Below are 20268 nucleotides of genomic sequence, written 5' to 3'. Positions count from 1 at the left end.
TCCCCCTACCTTTTATACGATATTTTTCCACCTTTTATAGTAGTAACAACTTCGCCATAATACTCCATTCCTTCAAATGGCGTATTCTTGCTTTTAGAAGCAAACTCTTCTGAATTAACTTTAGTCTTTTTATTTAAATCTACCAAAACTACATCTCCGTCATAACCTGGCGTAAGCTTTCCTTTTTTTATTCCTAAAATCTCTCCTGGTCTTCCAGACATAAGCTTGCTTAAGTTATTTAAAGAAAGGTTATTTTCTTTTACTAAAGTTGTATAGCTTATAGAAAAAGCTGTTTCCAATCCCACCATTCCAGGTGCTCCTTTTTCTTTGTCCTCTTTACTATGAGGGGCGTGGTCTGTTCCAATAGCATCCACATAGCCCTTTTTTATAGCGTCTATTAAAAACTTTCTATCTTCCTCTTCTCTTATAGGTGGATTCACTCTATAGTTTGACATCTCTGTATTTAAAGCAATATGATGAGGAGTTACTTCTAAAGTTATATTGCTATACCCATTTGATTTAGCTTCAATTATATATTCCATAGCCTCTTTGGTACTTACATGTGCCATGTGAAGTTTTGCACCTGTATATTTAGCTAAACTTATATCTCTCCAGGTCATCATATTTTCAGCTAGTCTCATATCTATATCTGAAAACTCATGATCTTCAGCATGAGAAATTACTACCCAATTATTTTCACGAGCTATATTCATAGCATCCATCATTGTTCTTGAACCCATAACACCTTTACCGTCATCAGAAATTGCTTTTATTAGCTTATTTCCTGAGAGCTCCTTTAGAGGCGTTAAAGTCTTTCCATCAAAATCTTTAGTTATAGATAAACATTGATGTAAATCTATAAGCCCTATTTCCTTAGCTTTATTATTTACATACTCTAAAACCTCTAGACTTGAACATATAGGATTAGTGTTTGCCATTAAGTTTACATAGGTAAATCCCCCTCTTAAAACAGCTCTTGATCCTGTTTCAATATCTTCTTTATAAGTAAAACCTGGATCTCTAAAATGAACGTGCATATCTATAAAGCTTGGCATTAAAGTTAATCCATTTCCCTCTAAGGTTTCACACTCTCTTTTAATATCTAATCCAATTTCTTTTATCTTTCCATTTTCTATATATAAATCTCCATAAAAATCATGGCTCTCATCTACTATATTTACATTTTTTATCAGTAAATTCATACCTTTCCCTCCAGTTTACAAATTGCAAAATTCACTAGTTTCATAACAATAGTCACATCTATATACACCTTTTTCTTTACTAGTAAGATTAAAAACCTGTGGTATATCTTTCTCTATTGTAGTTATGCATCTTGGATTTCTACATGAAATTATATTTACAACCTTCTCTGGTAAAGTTGGCTTTATCTTATCTACTATTCTTTCATCTTCTACTATATTAATTGTTATAGTTGGCGATAATAATCTTAAAAATGTGTAGTCTAGAGATACATTATCCTCAATCTTTATAATATCTTTTCTACCGAGTTTAGAGCTTTCTACATTCATAATTAATGCCACTGGGTATTCAACCTTATCAAGTTCTAGATGATTAAATATCTTTATCCCAGTTCCTGCTTTTATATGATCCATTACTATTCCCTTTTTAATTGTGGTTATCTTAAGCATTACTTCACCTCCAAAAGCTTTAATATAAGTGCCATTCTTACATACATTCCATACTCAGCTTGTTTGAAGTAACATGCTCTTGGATCGTTATCCACCTCTTTTGAAATCTCATTTAATCTAGGTAGTGGATGAAGTACTATCATATCCTTTTTAGCTAACTTCATCTTGTTTTTATCTAAAATATAGCTATCTTTTAATCTTATATACTCCTCTTCATTAAAGAATCTTTCTTTTTGAACTCTAGTCATATATAAGATATCTAATTTATCAATTACATCCTCTAATCTTTCAACTTCCATGAATTCTATATTGTTTTCTATAAGTATTTCTTCTCTTATATATTCTGGAATTGTAAGTTCTTTTGGTGATATTAATATAAACTTATTATTTTTATATCTAGACATGGCTTTTAAAAGTGAATGAACAGTTCTTCCAAACTTTAAATCACCACATATTCCTATAACGTTATTTTCTATACTCTCTTTTAAATTTCTTATGGATAACAAATCAGTAAGAGTTTGGGTTGGGTGCTGATGTCCACCATCACCTGCATTTATAACTGGAACACTTGAGAACATGGTTGCAACCTTTGCTGAACCTTCTTTTGGATGTCTCATTGCAATAATATCTGAATAGGTAGAAACTATTTGAATAGTATCAGAAAGACTTTCCCCTTTTGAAACAGATGAGGAATTTGGTTCTGAGAAACCTAATACACTTCCTCCAAGCCTCATCATAGCAGCTTCAAAGGAAAATCTAGTTCTTGTGCTTGGTTCATAGAATAGAGTGGCAAGGATTCTTCCCTGCATTAGACTTGAATATTCTTTAGGACATTTTATAATATCCTCAGCTAAATTAAAAATTTCGTTTAGCTCTTCTACAGTCAGATCCATAGGATCTATTAAATGTTTAATTTTATTCATAATTTCCTCCTTTTTAACCTCTCTGTGTTAAATTTAAAGGGACATCTGGCAATTTTTTGTGCATCTACCAACTAGCAGTAGCTCAATTCCTTTGCAATAAAAAAGCCTTCCTATTTAAAGGAAGGCGTAATACGTCCATTTATGTATGGGTAACTTTGCTTCCTTACTGACCTCTCTGGATCAAATTAAAGGCTCTATATTACATAGAGAATAGCAAAAATATAACCTATTGTCAATAGCCCTGTACTAAATTTAAGAGCTATACTCTTTATTAACTTTCCAAAGATTTATTAACAAAACTTCTAATTGTATTTATTTGATCCATTGTCAAACATAAAAACTCTCCCCCAGTTAGAAAAGCTTTATCATCATATCCTACCCATTTTATTTCCATAATAGCTGTAAAAGAGGGGCTTCCCTTAATAGATAGAAGAATATCTAAAAAATCCCCCTTTTTCAGTGGAATATCGCTGCTTATACAGATTCCTGCCTCAGATATATTCAGCGCTCTCATAATAGGATCTCCGCTAGGATTATTTACATTTTTATCATTTATTCTCGGATACATGATTTCTAAGTCAAAATCAATTCTCTTGCTTGCTCTCTTTTCCTTCAAAAATGAGTATACTTTATTATTTTTTGCTGATTCCATACTAACCCACCTTTATATGCTTTTGAAATCAATATCTTTAAATTTGTAATCTAATTATATCATTCTATCTAAAGCTTGTAACTAAGCTATTTTTACTTTAAAATAAAAATTTATGTTGACAAAAAATTTGGGTGGTTTAGAATTTTAATTCTTATATTTTTAATTTTAGTATGTCCTCAAGATCAAGCCCCGCTTGTACAATTCCTTTTCCATCTTTCCTCGATATAGCAACAAACTTATAGTATTTATCATCCACATCTCTTTTCATAAAGTTTTGAGTTACTATAAGTTTGTTATCTTTAAGTATATTCCTAAATACATGAGCTTGTGAACTTTCATCCTCAGTAAATCTAAATCCTATTCCAAACTTATTATTTGATAATATTGTAACCCCGTCCCCATCTGTTATGTAAAATTCTGATATTCCACTTTCAGTTGAATATTTATCAAGAAACTCGTTGTTTATCTTTTCACTGCACATCTGCTTTGCTAAAACTTCACAATGGCTTATTAGTTTTTCTGAAATAATATTTTCAAATTCTTGAGTAAATTCTAGCAATGTTTTAATATCTTTAGACATATTATCACAACTATCAATATTTAATCTTTCTAATTCATATTGCTTCTTTATATCTACAACTATATTATTAACTTCAACATTAAAATCTTTAAAGAATTCTGAAGCATCATCAGATACTACTTTAATTTTTTCGTTAGAAGATAATTGCTCCTCTATCTTTTTAGAAACTAAATGAACTGACCCTATTATATCCGTAACCTCAGTATTTATGTCATTAAAACATTCTTTTATAGAACTCGTAGCGGTCTGAACCTTTTTGCCTTTTTCACCTAATATATTTATTGCCTCAACAGCCGCATTACTTTTAACCTTTATGTTTTCTATATTGCTTCTTATATCCTTTGCATAAACTGCACTTTCGTCCGCTAATTTTCCAACTTCAGTTGCTACAACACCAAATCCTCTGCCACTTTCACCTGCTCTAGCAGCTTCTATTGCAGCGTTTAATGATAGTAGATTTATATTTTTTGCAAGCTTACTTATTAAATCAGCCATCTTCTCAACAGTATCAGTAACATTTGCTAAATTAGTTATATCACCTATCAGATCGTCCATATGTACATTCATATCTTCAAGAATTTCTACAGCATCTTCAACAGTCTTTCCTCCCATTTTTATAGAATCTTCTGTTTGAGCTGCACTTTCTCTTACCTTATTTGAAAGAGCGTACATCTCCTGCTGTGAATTGTATATATTATTAGTAAGTGAGTTTAGTTCATCAATTCTTTTAAAAGTATGTTCGGCCTTATGTTCAAATCCATCTATTTTTTCCCCTACACTTTTAGCAGTATCCATAGATGTAGTACAAGAAGAATATATGTTATTAAGCTGCTGTGAAATTCTAGTTGAAGATCTTAAAGTATTATATATCCAAGATATTAGTTTTTCAGTTATTTTACCTAAATCATTGTCTATAAATTTACTATCTTCAATATTTAAAGTCAAATCTCCAGAAACTATCTTTTCTATAGCTTTTTTATATTCATATTTTATTTTTCTATTTTTTATCACCTGAAAGGTAAAAGCTAAAATAAGTATACCTATTATAATAAGTTCAATTAAATTTAAATAATTCATTTGTATAATCCCCTCTTTAAAATATCTACAATAAAAAGAGATCACAACTTACCGCTCCTTAAGAGCAGCTAAGCCACAACCTCTTTATTGCGTATCAATATTAAATAATTTATAACTAATTATACTCTAATTTTAACTTTTTTTAAATAACATAATAAAATATTATTTAAAGTTAGTATCCTCACTAAATTTAATTTGAGATAAAATTATTCCCAAAAATATAAACATACACCCTATATACCCTCTAATACTCATAGTTTCACCTAATAAAACAACTCCCCCTAAGGCACCAAACACAGACTCCATACTCAATATTATTGCAGCATGAGAAGGTTTGGCATTCTTTTGAGCTACAACTTGAAGTGTATAAGCCACTCCAACCGATAAAATTCCTCCATAGAGTATTGGAACTAACGCCTGAGATACCCCACTTAAAGTAGTTTGTTCAAATATAGCCGAAGTGATTAAACTTAATATAGAACAAGTTGCAAACTGTATACAAGATAATTTTAGAGCATCTATCTTATCTGAAAAATAATCTATAGCTAAAATATGTATAGCCCAAAAAACAGCTCCTATAATCTCAAGCAAGTCTCCATAAGCTATTGAAAAATTCTCATTAACACTTAATAGATACAAACCAACTACTGAAATAATTACTCCAAGCCATGCATTTTTTTCAATTTTATGTTTTAATAAAATTCCTATAATGGGTACTAAAACCACATAAAGACCTGTTATAAAACTGGCCTTTCCAGCTGTTGTATACATAAGTCCAATCTGCTGTAAGCTTGCCCCAGCATAAAGAATAAGACCTACTATAATTCCAGGCAATATAGATTTCTTAAAGCCAACATCATACTTTTTCTCTTTCTTTTTTCTTTTATCAAAAAAAACAATTAATGGAACAAGCGAAATACTACCAATTGCAAACCTTATTCCATTAAAACTAAATGCACCTACATAATTCGCCCCAGTTCTTTGTGCAACAAATGCAAAACCCCATATAGCTGCAACTAGCAATAGAAGTGAATTAGCAGCTAATCTTTTATTATTCATTTATTCTCCCCCTTAGATTAAATTCTCTATTATAATACCACAACCACAATTTTTTCTACAAATTAATTCAAAATCCTCACTATATTGTGACGCCAAATATTTCTGAGCATATAATAATATTGAAAGTTTTATTGACTCATATTATTTATATTATTTATTAAATATAGAAAAGCCTAAGAGTATATTCTCCTAGGCTTTTCTGCATCTATAATATTTCAGATTACATCTCTCTATATTAATTGGTGTCTAGTCAGCTTTTTAAATGTTTTTCTTTTTTTCTTTTTAAATGTTTAAACATTATTTAGCTGATTTGGGAGTATTTTTTAAAATTGTTCATCAAGTCCTTGCAATAGGTATTATATACAAATAATATAAAGCAGCCACGCAACAGTGACTGCTTTATTAAAAGGGAGAAGAATAATGAAAAAACTTAATTTCAACTTATGAGTTTATTATAGAGTTACTATGTGTCCTTCATGTGTCATTACAATAAACATTCTGTTAACAAACATCCATCAATTTTATCATCTCTTCTATTAGCTCTTTTTATTTCTTTTTAATACCAAACAAAACCTTTATTAGGCAAAAACTACTTCTTAATCCCCTCCAAGCAATCCTCACAAACATACTTACCTTTAAAGTCTTGTCCACCTTTTATATTGCCGCAGATAGTGCAACCCGGATTATATTTTCTTAGAATCATTGTTTTCTCCTCAGTGAATACCTCTAGGGAGTCAGCGATATCTATATTCATTACTGTTCTTAACTCCTTTGGTAGTACTATTCTTCCTAGCTCGTCTACTTTTCTTACCATTCCTGTACTTTTCATAATTATCCTCCTAAAAATTTATTCTTCAGTTTCTTCTTTTGTCAAGTCCTTGCACTCATTACAATTATAACACTCTCCACTACATACAACATCATAACCTTTAATAATATCCTTTACTTCGCTGCACATGCATTGAAATACTTGGCAGTATTTAATAAACATAACCTTCTCCTTTGCTCTATAAGTATTAGCTTATCAAGCTCTCTACTCTTAGTTAATACCCTATTATCACTAATTCCATACATATTGATGGATTTATGTAAACTTCTTCTCTTTCTCTCTATTATCGAAAATATTCTTATCATCTTCAATCTCCTCTCAAATTTTCATCAATATTCGATTATCTATATAATACAGCTCTTTTCTTAAAATAAACTGAAACTTTTGTTAACTTATTTCACAAATTTCTTAATATGTCAGTAAGTAAGACTTTTTTTTATTTTTGAAGCTCTTATCTAAAATTTCTTTGGTTAATTGTTTTTTGCTGGTTAACTGGTTATATTCTTATCTGTTTTTCTGTATTTCTGGCTAACTGGTTAACTGGTTATCTGGTTCTAACAGTTCTTTTATTAATTTGCAAATACTTAATTCCAAAGCATTGGTATCCTCATTATATGCTAATACATAAATTAGCCTTTTGTTGAATCATATTTTTAATATTTTTTCGGTTTATGAATATTTAACTTTTTATATTATCACAATAACTATGAAAGGTGGCTATGCATATGAGGAAATTTACTAGTACTTTTTTAATTCTTTTGTTCTTATTTTTAATTCCATCTAAAGCTAACGCAGTTTCAAATACGAATACATTTAAAGAGGGGGTTTATAAAGTATCAGACTTTAATTTTTCTGAAGGTAATCTTTACTATATTCAAAATGTATCTGAAAAAGGATCTATATTTTTGCAGATTTATGATAAAGATCAGATAGCACAACAAGCTATACGCCTACCTCCTAAATCTCAAAAATTTAATTTGATATCATTAAAGCCAGAGCATAGAATTGTAATTATAGGTGATGGAGAAGCCTATATTTCTTAAAATGTACTAACAAGCATCTTTAAAATTGCTTTAATATTTGCTGTTTTAGAATCATACCTGTAGTAAACTAGGCTTCTACAGGTATGATTCTTTTTAATATCATATATTTTACATTATTAACTAAAAAACACCCCAAAATTCATTTCTAAATAATGCTGTGGTTTAGGTTATTATTCATTTTTATGGTTGTTAACTAAAATAAGATGGCTCATCAAACTAACTTGATTTTATGTTCTTCTACTATCTCTATTTATTTTCCCAATTACAAGTAACAATCAATTTCTTCTTTCTAGTATTATATATCTCCTTATGGTAAAATTTTGTTAAAAGGTGGTGTTACTGTGGAATATAATGAACTTTTAAAAACTAAATGTACCTTAAAAGAATATTCCTTTTTAGCGTTATTAATTGCAAACGACTATGCTGATAGTCTTTTCTTAACTTCGTTTGGACAAGTTATTGGTAAACCTTATAAAGATCCAGAAGATAATTATATATCTAGTAAAATTTCACTCACTGATGTAATAATTATTAATAATAATGGAGTAAAAACTAATTATACCGATTTTACTTTCACCCTTTTTATTGACCAGATCATAGCAATGACACCAATTGATAGAGATTACTTCTTATCTCAACTTGATGATTCTGGATATTAATAGAATCCTTATTAAGAATATAAAATTTCTATAAAGAATAGAATTTTTGCCGTTTTTTTGCCGTTTGCCTAAAATCAAAAAAAGATAACTCCTAGAACCTAGGAGTTATCAGTATTTCATGGCTTAGTGCCAGTTATTCATTACATTATCCCACATCATCTTGCCGCATTTTGCTAAAGTAACAGTTCCATAAACACTGTTTGGAATATCCATAGAAAGAATTGTGAAAACAAAATTTCCTTTGGATAATTGGATAAGTTCAGTGTCATTTTCTACACCCTTTTTATCCCCTGTTTTAGATGATATATCATATTTTAAATCATCAGATATATATAATGCTAATTTATTTTTTATCTGCTGTCTTCTTAAAATATCTATAACCATAGTACTGTTTTCTTTATTTAGGAAAGTTCCGTTATATAAATGCTTCCATATCTTTGAAAGGTCATATGCTGAAGTTATGTTTTCTAATTCACTTTGATCTGATCTTTCATCTGTTGTCTTTCTATTTAGAATAGTACTTCTTAATCCCATTTCTTTAATATCTTTATTGATTTTTTCCATACTCACTAAATCAATAATTTTATTAGCAGCAGTATTATCACTCTGTATTAGCATAGCTACTAGTAATTCAAATATGGTGTATTCTCTCTCATTAAACTCATGGATTATACCAGTACCGTAAACTTTATCTTTACTTTCAATCTTTATTTTATCTAAAAATGTAAATCTGCCTTCCTCAACAGATTTTATTAATGATACAGCTATTGGCAACTTCATACATCCAGCCGCTACCATTTGAACGTTTTCATTGTAACTATACATGTATCCTGAATGTAAATCCTCAAAGTAGAAACTATAATTACCTATTCTTGACTCTAAATATCTCTTAATCTCTTTCATAATACCCTCCAGCTTCCATTCTGTTCTGCTACATCTATTATAACATATTATCAGAAAATTTTGAAGTATTTTAACATTTATTAGAATTAATTTTATATTGGGAAAAGCACTAATTCCATTGGGGAATTAGTGCTTTTATTTTAATCTCCAAAAGAAATACCAATTTTTTTAGCTATAGTTACTAGCTCACCTGTAGGATTTACATTTTTGTTAGCTCCAATTACATTTTCTAAAGAATCATATGAAATAAGATTTCCTTTTAAACAAACCATATTTCCAAACTTTCCTTTACTAATTAAATCAGCAGCTGCAACTCCATATCTAGTTGATAATATTCTATCAAATGGAGAAGTAATGCCTCCTCTTTGAACATGACCTAAAACTGTACATCTAACTTCATTTTCTTTTATTATACTCTCTAAATCTTCTGCTAACTTATTTCCAATTCCACCTAATCTTATTGGATCTGGAGAATCTTTGACTATTTTAGCTACCACCACATCTCCATCTTTTGACTTAGCACCTTCTGCCACAACAACTATAGAGAATGGTTTACCATTTTGCTTTCTTTCATTTATCTTATCTACAACTCTATTTATATCGTATGGTATTTCTGGAATTAAAATTACATCTGCTGATCCAGCTATTCCTGATTCTAATGCAATCCATCCAGCATTTCTTCCCATAACTTCACAAACCATAATTCTATGATGTGATTCTGCAGTTGTATGAAGTCTGTCTAAAGCCTCCGTAGCAACTCCTATAGCAGTGTTAAATCCAAAAGTTATATCTGTTGATGCCAAGTCATTATCTATAGTTTTAGGAACTCCTATAACCTTAACACCTTTTCTTGCAAAATCTCTTGCAGAAGTTAAAGTTCCATCTCCTCCTATAACAACTAAAACATCTACGCCTTCTTTTTTCATGTTTTCTACAGCTACATCAGAAACATCTTTTTTAACCATGGCTCCATTTTCTTCTACTGTATAATCAAAAAGGTTATCTTTGTTTGAACTATATAAAATAGTTCCTCCTCTATGAAGAATCCCTGATACACTTTCTAATGTTAAAGGAACATAATCATTATTATATAGTCCTCTATACCCATATCTATACCCTATAACTTCATACCCATAGTTTAATATTGCTGTTCTAGTTACTGCTCTAATTACAGCGTTTAATCCCGGACAATCTCCGCCTCCTGTTAGTAGTGCAATTTTTTTGATTCCTTGTACCATATTAATCCCCCTCTACTTCTGTAGGTTATTCTTAAATTTATATTGCATTGAAAGTACTATAAACTTTCTAATGTTTAAACTATTCAAAGGACTTTTCACAAAACGTTTGCAAATTTTCAGACTATTGTTACAATTAAATGATATCATAATATTCTGAAAGTGCAAAGACATTTTTCATCTCTTTTCTTTGTTAAATATTAATGAATTATATCCTTTTTTTAACTTTATATTGTGTGCATTTTAAATGAAAAGAGCATAAATAATAATTTCACCAAAGTCTATTTATACTCTTTATAGTTTTTTCAATCTATTTAATTATACCTGTAGCTATTAATGCTACTAATATTATTCCTGCAAAAATTCTATAAATAGCAAAAATTCTCATTGGTTTTTTCTTCAAAAATGCAATAAATCCTTCAATAACAAGTAATGCTACTAGAAATGCCACCACAAATCCTACTGCCAAGGCTAACCATTCGGTTGAAGTCATAGTTGCATATCCTTTATATTTTATTAAATCAAGACCTGATGCTCCTATCATAGCTGGTATTGCTAAAAAGAATGAAAATTCTGCCGATACTGGAGTACTTAAACCGGAAACCCATCCTCCCATAATTGTAGAGGCACTTCTTGACATACCAGGCCACATAGCAAGGCATTGAAATATACCAACTTTTATAGCTTGAACAAAAGATATCTTATCTATATCTCTTGTAACATTTTTTTTGTATTTAAGATTTCTTCTAAAATTATTTTCAATTAATATTAAAAGAATTCCACCTACTATAAATCCAATAGCAACTGTTTTTGTTGAAAATAATTTTTCTTTAATAATACCATGAAATGCAAAACCTAATATAATGGCAGGGATTGTACCTATTAAAACCGATATCCAAAAATCAAATCCTCTTTTAGCTTCTTTTTTCCCACCAAAAAGAAAATTAAAAAATTCTAATACAGTAGTGTATATCTTCTTCCAATATAGAACGACAACAGCCAAAATAGCACCTAGTTGAATAACTACTTCAAACATATCTGCAAATTCACCTTTAAAATCTATAAGGTTCCCAACTAATATCATATGTCCTGTTGATGATATAGGTATAAATTCTGTTATTCCTTCAACTACTGCTATAACTATAGCTTTTAAAATAACTAAATAATCAATTCCCATTCTTTCTCTCCTTAACCTAATATTTATAATCTAAAATTAATTATAGAACCTATAACTTTGCTTGTCCATCTTATTGAAAGTTTCTTAATAAATATGTTACTAATTTTTCTCCATAACTTACCAGAATATAAAAACTAATTCAGGTTAATATAATAGCATGGAACAAATAACGATTAAGCCAATACTTAAATGATTCTTTTAGATTTATTTAAGCTTGCTAGAATTGAGTATAAGTTGATTCAGATTTATATTTGATCTAGTGAATTCTATATGGTTAGGAAAAGTGTTTTTATAGTCGGAAACTAAAACTTCTTATTATACTAATATTCCAACTTATCATATAGGGTTTAGCTAACATCATATAAGGTGTTGTAATGATGTTATATAGCCGTGAGGTTATATAGGGTTGTGTAAATATTTTATATGGTGGAACGAACCATTGTTATAGGTAGTGATTTATTTGTATTTAGTCGAAAGATTATCTATGTATAATAAATTATTTATAATGGTGTTAGTTTAATCTTATTTGTTCTTTATTTTTTTCATATACCACGTACATCCTTCCCCTTCCTCTTTAGAATATCTTTATATGAAAAATGACACCTAAAAACAGGTGTCATTTTTCATATATTATCCTCTTATGTTATTTAAAATCTCTTCTTCAACTTTTTTAACATCTGGAACATAAGATTTTAAAACTTTTAAATTACCTTTAACACTATATTCTCCTAATGTTGCCGGAATAAAAACTGAATCTCCTTTAGCAATGGCTAAATTACCATTTTCATGATGTATTTCACCATTTCCTTCTACACAAGTTAAAAGATAAAATCTTTCTTTATCACTTAATTCTTTAACTTCAGTTTTTATATCGTATTTTTCAATAGAAAAGTATTCACATAAAGAAAGATAAGTTTTTTCATATCCATCATACTTTACTGTAATCCCATTAGACTTTTCTCCCTTAAGTGAAAAATCTATTACATCTAAAGCTTTTTCTACGTGAATTTCTCTTCCTCTATTATAATCATATACTCTATAAGTAGTATCACTATTTTGCTGAATTTCAGCTATTAATACTCCTTCTCCAATAGCGTGAACTAATCCACTTTTCACAAAAAACATATCCCCAGGCTTTACTGGAACTTCATTTAGATACTTTTCTAAATTCCCTTCCTCAATGGCTTTTGCAAATTGTTCCTTTGTGCAGTCTTTTGTTCCAACAACAAGTTTTGCACCTTCTTTAGCATCTATTACATACCAAGCTTCAGTTTTTCCTAAATCTCCTTCATTCTTCAATGCATATTCGTCATTAGGATGAACTTGAACTGATAAACTATCGTTTGAAGTTATAAGTTTTAATAAAAGAGGAAATCTATCTCCCTTAACTTCTGTTCCTAATAAAGTTATTCCTTTTTCCTCTATTAATTGAGTAAAAGACATCCCTTTATACTCACCATTTGCAACTATTCCAGTTCCATTTGGATGACATGCTATATCCCAGCTCTCACCAATAACACCTTCTGGAAGATTATCTCTGAATTTCTCGAACTCTCTTCCTCCCCATATTCTATCATAATACAAATTTTCAAATATAATTGGATACATGTACATACCTCCTTTTTTCTCATTTTAGCATAATACAAAATCCAATAAAATTCCACTATTAATTAATAAAACAAGGTAAATTCAGGAACAGGTAGTGATGCTCCAGTTTCTTTTTGGAATTCATCATAAAGGTTTTTGGCTTTATTATAATTATCCTCTATAGCCTTTTTTATTTCCTCATCATTAATTGAATCTTTTCCATCTAATGCTGCCTTTAAGTTTATCATTCCTCTATCTAAATCTCCATTTATAGAAATGTAAAAACATCCTGCATTATTTAAAGTTAGAGGATCTGCCTTATCTGCTGAATATGCATACCTAACTTCTGTTATAGCTTCAGTATATTTTTCTTTATTCATATATACGGTACCTAATGTTCTATGATATTTAGGAACTGCTTCATTTAAGGAAATTGATTTTTTTAATAAATCTACTGCTGCATCCATTTCATTGTTGGTTAATTTAATCATAGCCATATTGTAGTTAACTTCTGAATCCATCGGTTTTACTAATGATGCTAAGTTAAAATATTCGTAAGCAGCATTACTATCCTTGGCTGTATACCAATAGAAGTCAGCTATTTTAACCATTATATTAAAATTAAAAGGTTCCTTAAGTAGCGCTGTTCTAAAATATGGCTCAGCCTCTTCTGTATTCCCTTTTTTCATCATTATATCTGGTATTAAAAATCCGTAATTATCTGGGTAATCCTTATTAGCTAAAATGCTTTTATCAGCCATTTCTAAAGCCTTATCATATTCACCTTTTTCATAATAGTTCCAAGCTTCAGTATGGTATGCAATGTAGGAGTTTTTATTTTCTTTTGTAATTTCACCTAAAAGCTCTGCTGCTTTTTCACTTTCTCCTAAATTCTCATAATTTTTAGCTTTTATAATTTTTATATTTACTTTACCAACATCTTTTCCATCTAACTCTTGTAGATATTTGTCTGCCATATCTGCCGATACAGAAGACATAGAATAAACCTTGGCAATCCACATTTTGTACGCAAGTTCTTCTGGCTCTTTAGAAACTCTCTCAACCAATTTCTCTAATATAAAATTCTTATTATAAGCAGCTTCTTGAGCTATGATGTCAAAAACCTTCTGCTCATCTTTATCCTTATTCCAAGCTTCTTTTAATGTATCTAATCCTTTGTCCCAATCATTTAGAATCATCTGCATCTTAGCTAAAACAGCTATATCATAAGCTGATTCCTCATCAACAGGATATTCTTTAACTAACTCTTCTGCTTTATTTTTTTCTCCATTTACCATATATACTGTATACATTGTTTTTATTAAAGGTTTGTACCCTTCATATGTATCTAAAAATTCTTCACCTATTTTAAGTGCATCATCATAATCCTTATTCATGAAATAAGTAAAAACTACATGGTTTATGAACTCTTTATCCTTTTCTATAAGTTTTTCAGTTTTCGAAACCATAATCTCATTTCTTTTTTCCATTGCTTCCTTTAATAGATTATTTGACTGCTCGTAATCTCTTTTAACTGAGTGTACCTCTGCCATTTTAACTGTCCAAATAGGCCATTTATCGTCTTCTTGTATCTTTTTATATTCAACTAAAGAATTTTCAAAATCTCTTTCATAAAAAAGAGTTTCTGCTTTGTTATTTGCAATGGTTAATCGTCCCTTTTTAAGGGTAGCTACTGTGGAGAAAATAACAATACATAAAACTGCTACTACAATTCCTACAAATGTTTTAGATTTTAAGAAGCTCCATTTCTCAGCCGCCTTATTATATTTACTATAAAGTGTTTTTATTAATTTCTTACACTTATCCTTAATCATGTATAGGTTTTCCTTGAAATTATCCATATTTCCTCCTAAAATTTCATAATTCCTAAGTAGATTCTAACAAAATACTTCTTAAAAAGCTATAAATTTTGTTGTACAAATTTATTTTATATAAATTATCCATTATGTTATACTTCTAATTAGATTTAAAATATATATTATAGTCAATAATCTAAAAAGATTGATTAATTGAAAATTTTAGTGTATATAAATTATGTTAAAAGATTTTTAAAGGTGGTGGGCAAAATTAATATTAAGTCTTTAATTAGTATAATAGCCGGTAAAACAACAATATTTTTATCCAAGAAGCTCTTTAAGGGAGGAAGTAATTTTCCTGGTAGAGTATCTTTAAAGTTAAATAAAAGAATATTAAAAGATATAGCTAAAAATTATAAAGTAATCCTTGTAACAGGTACTAATGGTAAGACCACTACTACTTCTATGATTACTAATATCATAAAAAACAATGGTCTTTCTGTAGTTACTAATAGTACTGGAGCCAACATGTTATCTGGAATAGTTTCATGTTTTGTTGAAAACTACAAGTTCTTCTCTAAAGAATTAAGATATGCTGTAATTGAAGTTGATGAAGCTAATGTTAAGTTTATAACTGAACATATTTCTCCTGATATAATAACAATAACAAATCTATTTAGAGATCAATTAGATAGATATGGCGAAGTTTATACAACCTTAGAAAAAATTCTTGAAGGAATTAAGAAGGTTCCAAACAGTACCCTAGTTTTAAATGGAGACGAGTCCCTACTTGGACGATTAGATTTACCAAATCCTAAAGTTTATTATGGTTTTAATGCTTCTGTTAATGATGATAATAAAATAGATATAAACGCTGATGCTAAGTTCTGTAAGTTCTGTAAAGCTCCTTATTCTTATAATTTTATTACCTACAATCATTTAGGTGATTATTATTGTCCAGAATGTGATTTTAAGAGAGAAGAACTTAAGTATAGCGTTGATAACATTCTAGAACTTACTGCAGATAGTTCCAAAATAACCTTTAATGGTAATGAAGTGGTTTTAACTCAATCTGGTGTTTATAATATTTACAATGGTTTATGTGCTTATTCTATTGCTAAGGAACTTGATTTAACAGATGAAAAAATAATTGAATCACTAGGTAATCAATCCTCTAGCTTTGGTAGACAAGAGACATTAACCATAAACAATAAGGAAATTAAAATAATATTAGTTAAAAATCCTGCTGGATATAATCAAGCTATAGATACTCTTTGTCTTAATAAAGACGAGTTCTCAGCAGCCTTTTTGCTTAATGATAATTATGCTGATGGTAGAGATGTATCTTGGATATGGGATGTTCACTTTGAAAAGTTAAACACCCTTAACTTAAAGGATATATTCATCTCAGGAATAAGAATGTATGATATGGCTCTAAGACTTAAAATAGCTGGTCTTAATGATGAAAAGTTTATAGTTAAAGAGGATTATGAAGGACTTACAAGTTCTATATTAGCTAGCGAAAGTAAAAATATTTATATTTTAGCTACTTACACTGCTATGATCAATTATAGAAAATATCTTCACTCAAAAGGATATATAGAAAAACTTTGGTAGGAGGTTTAGTTATGGAAATAAATATTTGTCACCTTTACCCTGATTTATTGAATGTATATGGTGATTTAGGAAACATATTAATATTGAAACACAGATGTGAAAAAAGAGGAATTAATGTAAACATAATAAATCTCTCTTTAGATGAACCTTTTATGAAAGATGAATATGATATAGTGTTTTTTGGCGGCGGTCAAGATTATGAGCAATCCATTGTTTCAAGAGATTTAACTGGAGAAAAAAGGGATGCCATAAGAGATTATATAGAGGATGGAAAAGTTTTTTTATCTATATGTGGCGGATATCAGCTTTTAGGAAAATATTATTCTGCACCAAATGGAGAAAAGTTAGATGGCTTAAATATTTTAGACCTTTATACAGAAGGTGGAGATAATAGGTTTATAGGTAATACTATGATTCATAATGAAGATTTTAATGAGACCTATGTAGGATTTGAAAACCACTCTGGAAGAACTTATCTAGGTGAGGGATTAAAACCTCTTGGAAAATGCATCACAGGTTATGGTAATAACGGTGAAGATGGTATGGAAGGATGTATTTATAAAAATACTTACGGAAGTTATTTTCATGGTCCACTTCTTTCTAAAAATCCTGAATTTGCAGACAGATTAATTAAAAATGCTTTAGCTCATAAAGGAATTGAAATAGACCTTACTCCTTTAGATGATTCCTTTGAATTAAAAGCTAAAGAAAATGTAATAAACTCTTTAAAGAATAAACCAGCTTAACTTGGTTTATTCTTTTTTAGTATTTTTATAAGTTCATAAATAATTCTAGCAGTATGCCCCCATATAACCTCATCTTTCCATATATAGAAGTAGGTTTCATACATACATTTTGAAAACTTATATCCCTCTCCTCCTCTTATAAGATCATAAGGAAAATCCTCTCCCCTATCTACTATTAACTCTCCTTCATGATATATAGGTTCATTTTCTAGTAGAAACTTTAATGGTATCTTAATTAATGAATCTACCTCATCCTTACTATAAGTATCCTTGAGCTCCTTTATTTTAGCTACAAAAGGATACATTATTACTGAAAAAGGTGTAATAAGATAATCCATAGCAGAATATACTTCTAAATCTTCCTTATCTATTCCAAGCTCCTCAACTGTTTCTCTAATAGCTGCCTCTATAGGAGTTTCTCCCTCTTCGATTTTTCCTCCTGGCAAACAAATATCTCCTGGTTGGTGTCTAAGATTCAAAGCTCGCTTTTCTAATATCAAATAAATCTCATCATTTTCTTCGTATAAAAGAATCATAACAGAACTTCTTTTATAACTACCAATTTCTTTTGGCACTCTATTCTGTAGCAATGTTTTTATTGATTTTGTATCCATTTTGTATCTCCTTGGTAATTATTTTTACAGTTGTTATTATACTATAATAATGTTATACTTATAAATGCCAAAATTTAAAAGTATAATTAAAAAATATTAATACGATAGGGAGATGACACTTTGAAACGCAAGAATTTAATTTCTACTTTAGTATTAACACTATCTTTAACAATAATTTCTCCTTTTATAACTAAAGCCCATGCTGTAGAAAAACTACAAGCGCCAAGTATAAAAGGAACCTCAGCCATTTCTATTGATTATGAAACTGGCGAAATAATATATGCTAAAGATATTGATGCAAAGGCTTATCCAGCAAGTACTACAAAACTTATGACAGCTTTACTATTTGCTGAAAACAAATCTAAAAATGATGATATTAAATATACTGAGGAGGCAAAGGCTCAGCCAGCTTACTCTTTAAATACTAATTTCCAACCCATACCAATTGGTGGAACTATGACAGCAGCAGATGTTATGAACGCACTTTTATTGTACTCAGCTAATGATTCTGCTTACATGGTTGCTGATGCTGTAGGGGGTACATCTGATAACTTTATCAAGATGATGAATGATAAAGCTAAAGAATTAAACCTTAAAAACACTAATTTTGTAACACCTAATGGAGTTGATGATGGTCCAAATGGAGATAGTCATTACACTACTGCTTTTGATTTAGCTACTATAGGAAAAGCTGCTTACCATAATGATTGGGTAAAAGAAGTAATGGGCACAAAAGATGCCACTATAACTATAAACAAAACTGCCGAGTTTAAAGTTGACAATAGAAATGAAAACTTAGGACTCGATGGATGTATAGGTGGTAAAACTGGGTTCACAAAAAAAGCTGGAAGATGTTTAGTTGCTTTATATGAAAGAGATGGAAGAAAGATAGTTGGAGTTGTTTTAAACTCTGGTAAAGATATTAATAATCCTCAAGTATTTAAAGATATGGAATCTTTAATAAACTATAGTTATGCTGCTGAAAAAACATCCTACATCTCTTCTGGTACCGAAGTTGCTAAAGTTAACGTTGATTATAAGGCATTTAAATTCTTTGGACCAAAGAAAACAGTTGAAGCAAGTGTTTTAGTTGATAAAGATATAACTATATATGATAATGATATCAACAAAAATGAAGGTACTGTAGCTGTAGATGTTCAAGGAAAAGATGCTTGGTCTTTAGCCGCTAAACCTGAAACTGAGGTTAACTTTTCCATTAGAGATTATAACCAAAAATATATAGGAAAAATAAATATAAATACCTTTACTCTTATTAAAACTAACATAGTAACCTATCTAATTACTTTAGGTGTTTTAATAGTTGTATTTACTTTAACATATTTATTATTAACTGCAAAAAGCAGACGTAGAAAAGGAAGATATTTTTAAAATAAATGCCATAGCTAGTCTAATCGAGCTATGGCATTTCATTTTACACTATTTTTTTCTTTAGACTTTTTACTATCTTAACTATCTCAATAGGACTATCTATAAGATAATCTGGATTAGTGCTTATTAATTCCTCTATTGGAACCACTGTATACCTGACTCCTATAGTTTTACACCCTGCATCTCTTCCACAGATTATATCAAAAGTTGCATCACCCACCATTATAGCCTCATAAGGATCAACTCCTAATAATCTACAAGCCTCTATAGCTGGTTCTGGACTTGGTTTATGCTTTTCCGTCGCCTCAGGTGTCATAATTACATCAAACAAATCATATATTCCTGCTATTTTCAATCCTCTATCTGCCATTATTTTTCTTTTGGACGTTACTATCCCAAGTTTAACTCCCATTTCTTTAAGTTCTTGGAGCATGTCCTTCACTTCTGGAAATGCATAACACATAGTATCATGTTTAACATCATTAAGACCTCTATAAGTAGTTACTAATTCCTCCAACTTATCTTCAGTATAAGGTATCAATGATTGAACTAACGGTTTCCCAAATAGTCTTGATATTTCATCGTCTGAAGGTTCGATATCTAATACTTTTTTAAATGCTTCTCTAAAAGAAGTTAAAATAAGCTCGTTAGTATCAAGTATTGTTCCATCTAAATCAAATAAAACTGCTTTTATCATAAAAGTCTCCTTCTT

21 protein-coding genes are annotated in these 20268 nt (G+C 29.7%); 5 read left to right on the top strand and 16 right to left on the bottom strand.

Annotated elements, in window-relative coordinates:
• Positions 1-5: 5 nt before the first annotated feature.
• The 9 genes from P8F83_RS04100 to P8F83_RS23530 form a co-directional block, all read right to left on the bottom strand.
• Complete coding sequence (locus tag P8F83_RS04100) at positions 6-1202, bottom strand: dihydroorotase (protein WP_326513572.1); 1197 nt, start codon at positions 1200-1202, stop codon at positions 6-8.
• A 15-nt stretch (positions 1203-1217) separates the two neighbouring features.
• Positions 1218-1649: an aspartate carbamoyltransferase regulatory subunit gene (locus tag P8F83_RS04095; protein WP_326513571.1), complete on the bottom strand. Its 432-nt coding sequence runs from the start codon at positions 1647-1649 to the stop codon at positions 1218-1220.
• Positions 1649-2572: an aspartate carbamoyltransferase gene (pyrB, locus tag P8F83_RS04090; protein ID WP_326513570.1), complete on the bottom strand. Its 924-nt coding sequence runs from the start codon at positions 2570-2572 to the stop codon at positions 1649-1651. Before pyrB ends, P8F83_RS04095 begins: the two co-directional genes overlap by 1 nt.
• 271 nt (positions 2573-2843) lie before the next feature.
• Positions 2844-3224: a PilZ domain-containing protein gene (locus tag P8F83_RS04085; protein ID WP_326513569.1), complete on the bottom strand. Its 381-nt coding sequence runs from the start codon at positions 3222-3224 to the stop codon at positions 2844-2846.
• A gap of 151 nt (positions 3225-3375) precedes the next feature.
• Positions 3376-4881: a methyl-accepting chemotaxis protein gene (locus P8F83_RS04080; protein WP_326513568.1), complete on the bottom strand. Its 1506-nt coding sequence runs from the start codon at positions 4879-4881 to the stop codon at positions 3376-3378.
• Positions 4882-5043: 162 nt separating this feature from the next.
• Positions 5044-5940 carry a DMT family transporter gene (locus P8F83_RS04075; protein WP_286908119.1) on the bottom strand — a complete coding sequence of 299 codons (897 nt, stop codon included), beginning with the start codon at positions 5938-5940 and terminating at the stop codon, positions 5044-5046.
• 589 nt (positions 5941-6529) lie between these two features.
• Complete coding sequence (locus tag P8F83_RS04070; protein WP_073016897.1) at positions 6530-6769, bottom strand: AbrB/MazE/SpoVT family DNA-binding domain-containing protein; 240 nt, start codon at positions 6767-6769, stop codon at positions 6530-6532.
• 18 nt (positions 6770-6787) lie between these two features.
• Complete coding sequence (locus P8F83_RS04065) at positions 6788-6931, bottom strand: hypothetical protein (RefSeq protein WP_175550846.1); 144 nt, start codon at positions 6929-6931, stop codon at positions 6788-6790.
• A complete protein-coding gene (locus P8F83_RS23530; protein ID WP_420022604.1) occupies positions 6883-7074 on the bottom strand; it encodes an aspartyl-phosphate phosphatase Spo0E family protein in 192 nt (63 codons plus the stop codon). The genes P8F83_RS04065 and P8F83_RS23530 overlap by 49 nt, the downstream gene beginning before the upstream one ends.
• Positions 7075-7494: 420 nt before the next feature.
• On the opposite strand from P8F83_RS23530, the gene P8F83_RS04060 reads away from it, so the two are divergent.
• Complete coding sequence (locus P8F83_RS04060) at positions 7495-7812, top strand: hypothetical protein (RefSeq protein ID WP_326513567.1); 318 nt, start codon at positions 7495-7497, stop codon at positions 7810-7812.
• Positions 7813-8132: 320 nt separating this feature from the next.
• Complete coding sequence (locus P8F83_RS04055; RefSeq protein WP_326513566.1) at positions 8133-8471, top strand: hypothetical protein; 339 nt, start codon at positions 8133-8135, stop codon at positions 8469-8471.
• 123 nt (positions 8472-8594) lie between these two features.
• Here P8F83_RS04055 and P8F83_RS04050 read toward each other — a convergent pair whose 3' ends face one another.
• The 5 genes from P8F83_RS04050 to P8F83_RS04030 all read right to left on the bottom strand — a co-directional run bounded on the left by P8F83_RS04050 (position 8595) and on the right by P8F83_RS04030 (position 15235).
• Complete coding sequence (locus tag P8F83_RS04050) at positions 8595-9374, bottom strand: serine hydrolase (protein WP_021802379.1); 780 nt, start codon at positions 9372-9374, stop codon at positions 8595-8597.
• A 140-nt stretch (positions 9375-9514) separates the two neighbouring features.
• Positions 9515-10612, bottom strand: a complete 1098-nt coding sequence (locus tag P8F83_RS04045) for a 6-phosphofructokinase (RefSeq protein ID WP_073016907.1) — start codon at positions 10610-10612, stop codon at positions 9515-9517.
• A gap of 307 nt (positions 10613-10919) precedes the next feature.
• The gene (locus P8F83_RS04040; RefSeq protein WP_326513565.1) at positions 10920-11786 is read right to left on the bottom strand and encodes an undecaprenyl-diphosphate phosphatase; all 867 of its coding nucleotides are present in this window, start codon (positions 11784-11786) and stop codon (positions 10920-10922) included.
• A 630-nt stretch (positions 11787-12416) separates the two neighbouring features.
• Positions 12417-13394 (bottom strand): mannose-6-phosphate isomerase, class I, encoded by a 978-nt coding sequence (gene manA, locus P8F83_RS04035; protein ID WP_326513564.1) that lies wholly within the window; start codon positions 13392-13394, stop codon positions 12417-12419.
• Between the two features lie 62 nt (positions 13395-13456).
• Positions 13457-15235, bottom strand: coding sequence for a tetratricopeptide repeat protein (locus P8F83_RS04030; RefSeq protein WP_326513563.1), 1779 nt, complete (start codon positions 15233-15235; stop codon positions 13457-13459).
• A 216-nt stretch (positions 15236-15451) separates the two neighbouring features.
• Between P8F83_RS04030 and P8F83_RS04025 the strand changes: the two genes are divergently transcribed.
• Both P8F83_RS04025 and P8F83_RS04020 read left to right on the top strand, forming a co-directional pair.
• Positions 15452-16807, top strand: a complete 1356-nt coding sequence (locus P8F83_RS04025; protein WP_326514817.1) for a Mur ligase family protein — start codon at positions 15452-15454, stop codon at positions 16805-16807.
• Positions 16808-16818: 11 nt separating this feature from the next.
• Entirely contained in the window at positions 16819-17553 is a 735-nt protein-coding gene (locus P8F83_RS04020; RefSeq protein WP_021802385.1) for a type 1 glutamine amidotransferase, read from the top strand.
• Here the strand turns inward: P8F83_RS04020 and P8F83_RS04015 are convergent.
• Positions 17550-18167: an NUDIX hydrolase gene (locus P8F83_RS04015; protein ID WP_326513562.1), complete on the bottom strand. Its 618-nt coding sequence runs from the start codon at positions 18165-18167 to the stop codon at positions 17550-17552. The genes P8F83_RS04020 and P8F83_RS04015 overlap by 4 nt on opposite strands.
• A gap of 120 nt (positions 18168-18287) precedes the next feature.
• On the opposite strand from P8F83_RS04015, the gene P8F83_RS04010 reads away from it, so the two are divergent.
• The gene (locus tag P8F83_RS04010; RefSeq protein WP_326513561.1) at positions 18288-19556 is read left to right on the top strand and encodes a D-alanyl-D-alanine carboxypeptidase family protein; all 1269 of its coding nucleotides are present in this window, start codon (positions 18288-18290) and stop codon (positions 19554-19556) included.
• A 43-nt stretch (positions 19557-19599) separates the two neighbouring features.
• Here the strand turns inward: P8F83_RS04010 and ppaX are convergent, their stop codons facing one another.
• Complete coding sequence (ppaX, locus tag P8F83_RS04005) at positions 19600-20253, bottom strand: pyrophosphatase PpaX (protein WP_326513560.1); 654 nt, start codon at positions 20251-20253, stop codon at positions 19600-19602.
• Positions 20254-20268: the final 15 nt, after the last annotated feature.

It is taken from the genome of Clostridium intestinale, assembly GCF_035905475.1.
Classification (GTDB): Bacteria; Bacillota; Clostridia; order Clostridiales; family Clostridiaceae; genus Clostridium_T; species Clostridium_T intestinale.
This window is presented reverse-complemented; position numbering and strand designations above follow the sequence as displayed.